The following is a 2,664-nucleotide window of genomic DNA, read 5'->3' as shown; positions in this document are numbered from 1 at the left end:
TAGAATATTTAATTATTCCTTCTTTATTATGTGTTGTAGTTCCAGTATTTATTGCATCATTTTTAAAGCCTTTTCAAGGAAATTTAGATATTGTAGAAAATGATAATGATAATGGAGTAAGTAAGTTTGGACCTAGAATGTTATACTTAGGATTGACAGCAATTATATTTGTTCCTATTTTTAAAACAGTAACACATTTACCTCCATATGTTGGTATGATGTTGTCTTTATCTATTGTTGGTGTTTTTGCGGAGATTTATAGCAGATTTCAGTTTAATATTTCACGTGCAATAGATGATGAAGGTCACGATTCAGTTGGGTTTCATGGTCCTATTCATAGATCATTGTCAAGAATAGAAATGCCAAGTGTATTATTTTTCTTTGGTATTTTAATGGCGGTTGCAGCATTAGAATCTTTAGGGATGTTATTTTTGGGTGCAGAATCTTTAAAAGTAATTATTCCAAATACAGATATTGTAATTATGCTGCTTGGAGTTGGTTCTGCAGTTGTTGATAATGTGCCGTTGGTTGCAGCCAGTATGGGAATGTTCCAACAACCAGTAGATGATCATATATGGCATTTTATTGCATATTCTGCGGGTACAGGAGGAAGTATGTTAATTATAGGGTCAGCTGCAGGAGTTGTTGCAATGGGAATGGAAAAAATTAATTTCTTCTGGTATTTTAAAAATATTGCTTGGCTTGCTGCAATAGGTTTTGTTGTTGGCGCAGTAGCATTTATGTTTATAAGACAATTTTAATTTTAATTACTCGTTAAAGAAAAATAAAATAAAGAACAATCTATGTTATTAACTATGCTACAAAATTCAGAAGATTTGTTGAACGAAGCTATTTCTGAAGAAAAAACACTTTCAATCTATAAATTAATTATGGATGGAGGCGTTGGAGGTCAGGTAATTATTGCAATTCTAATTGTACTACTTGCAGTTGCGCTTTATATTTATTTTGAGCGTTTTTTTGCCATTAAAGCGGCTTCAAAAACCGATAGTAATTTTATGAACCAAATAAGAGACCACGTTTCACATGGAAAATTAGATTCAGCAAAAGTTTTATGCGCGCAAGTTAATTCCCCAGCTTCACATTTAATTGAAAAAGGAATCTCGAGAATTGGAAAACCTTTAGCAGATATTAATACAGCTATTGAAAATGCAGGAAGATTGGAAATTTATAAACTAGAAAAAAACGTTCCAGTATTAGCAACTATTGCTGGTGCTGCGCCTATGATTGGGTTTTTAGGAACTGTAATTGGTATGATTATAGCAATACATGAAATTGCAAATGCTGGAGGTCAAATAGATATTAAAATGCTTTCTGATGGATTATATACTGCAATGACAACTACCGTAGCAGGATTAATTGTTGGGATTATTTCATACATACAATATAACCATTTAGTGGTTAGAACAAATAAAGTTGTATATGAAATGGAAGCAAAATCTGTAGAGTTTTTAGATTTATTAAACGAACCAATTTAGTAATTTATTAGGATTTTTTTAATAGTTCAATATTAAACAAATAAACAGTTTAACAATTCAACAATAATAAAACATGGATATAAGAGGTAGAAATAAAATAAATCCGAATTTTAATATGTCGTCCATGACAGATATTGTGTTTTTGCTCCTCATTTTTTTTATGATAACTTCAACTTTGGTTACAACAAGTGCTTTAGATATTTTATTGCCAAAAGCGAGCGGAAAAACCGAAAACAGACAGTCAACAGCCGTAAGTATTACTAAAAATTTAACCTATTTTATTGATAGTAAAAAAGTAAGTGAAAACAGTCTGGAACAAAGTTTGTTAGCTTTATTAGCGGGCAAAGAGAATCCAACCATAGTTTTGCGAGCCGAAGAAGGTGTACCTATCGAAAAAGCTGTAAAAATTATGGATATTGCCAACAGAAACAGATTTAAAGTAATATTAGCAGTTAGACCAAAATAAAAAATGTCTAGTTTTTTAAATACAAAACATAAAAGAAAATCCGCAGCCATAACGAGCGTTATTATGAGTTTGCTGTTAGTTTTATTATTTTTTGTTGGGATGACCTATTTAGATCCACCACAAGAATATGGAATTGCAGTAAATTTTGGAACTTCCAATGTTGGACAAGGAAATGTGCAGCCTAAAGAACCGTTAGCCCCAGCTCCAGAAAAGACTGAAGAGGAAGTAGAAGAGGTAAAACAAGAAGTTCAAGAAGAAGTTGTAGAAGAAAGTACGGTTGAAGAAGTACAAGAAGTTTCTGAAGATGTTGCAACACAAGAAAGCGAAGAGGCTATCGCAATAAAAAAGGCGGAAGAAATTAAGAAAAAGGCCGATGAAATGGCTAAAAAAGCGCAATTAGAAAAAGAGAGAATTGAACGTGAAAAACAAGCTGTAATTGCAAAACAAAAGGTAGAAGAAGCTGCTAAAAGAAAAAAATTGGACGCTTTAATTGGTGGTGTTAGCAATTCTGAAGGAACAGCAACTGGAGGTGAAGGAAATGATAATGAAGCTGGTGATAAAGGTAATATTAATGGAGATCCTAATGCGAATGGTTATTATGGAAATGGTGGTGGTGGAAATGGAGATTATAATTTAGGCAATAGAAAACCATTAAGTAAACCAAAACCAAACTACATTTGTAATGAAGAAGGTCTCGTAGTA

4 protein-coding genes are annotated in these 2,664 nt (G+C 32.3%); all 4 read left to right on the top strand.

Features of this window, described 5'->3' with window-relative positions; translation table 11 throughout:
* Positions 1-761: sodium:proton antiporter NhaD (nhaD, locus tag AB1Z17_RS11040; RefSeq protein ID WP_368051851.1), on the top strand; the 761-nt coding region annotated here is incomplete at its 5' end.
* 42 nt (positions 762-803) lie between these two features.
* Positions 804-1,496, top strand: coding sequence for a MotA/TolQ/ExbB proton channel family protein (locus AB1Z17_RS11035; protein WP_368051850.1), 693 nt, complete (start codon positions 804-806; stop codon positions 1,494-1,496).
* A 73-nt stretch (positions 1,497-1,569) separates the two neighbouring features.
* Positions 1,570-1,962, top strand: a complete 393-nt coding sequence (locus tag AB1Z17_RS11030) for an ExbD/TolR family protein (RefSeq protein ID WP_368051849.1) — start codon at positions 1,570-1,572, stop codon at positions 1,960-1,962.
* A gap of 3 nt (positions 1,963-1,965) precedes the next feature.
* Positions 1,966-2,664, top strand: a 699-nt coding sequence (locus AB1Z17_RS11025) for an energy transducer TonB (protein WP_368051848.1), incomplete at its 3' end; no start/stop codon positions are given.

The organism is Lutibacter sp. (assembly GCF_040883305.1).
Taxonomy (GTDB): Bacteria; Bacteroidota; Bacteroidia; order Flavobacteriales; family Flavobacteriaceae; genus Lutibacter.
The sequence above is the reverse complement of the archived record's forward strand: the minus strand, read 5'-3'. Positions and strand labels throughout refer to the sequence as shown.